Raw genomic sequence first — 260 nt, 5'->3', positions numbered from 1 at the left:
GGCAACAGGCTGGCGCTGATTCTAATGCTTACCTCTACCCCTTCTGAGGCTTGCTGCTGCTGCGCGCTGACATTGGCGCTGAGCTCATCTAGGCTGGCTAAGGCTTTTGTATGGTCGCCAGGTTTGGCCGCGATACTGCTTCGCAGACGTTTAATCCAGCCTTGTGCCTCCTCAAAGTTATTACTACGCGCCTCGCCCATGGCCATCAGCATTTGCGCGCCTTCGTGGCGTGGGTTTTTGGCCAGCACGTCCTGCAAGAC

General features: G+C 56.9%; 1 pseudogene. It reads right to left on the bottom strand.

Annotated features, from left to right (window positions below):
* Window positions 1–260: pseudogene (locus AAEY75_RS15850) on the bottom strand (c-type cytochrome biogenesis protein CcmI); the annotation flags it as partial.

This window comes from Psychrobacter sp. TB55-MNA-CIBAN-0194 (genome assembly GCF_040309505.1).
GTDB lineage: Bacteria > Pseudomonadota > Gammaproteobacteria > Pseudomonadales > Moraxellaceae > Psychrobacter > Psychrobacter fozii.
The sequence above is the reverse complement of the archived record's forward strand: the minus strand, read 5'-3'. Positions and strand labels throughout refer to the sequence as shown.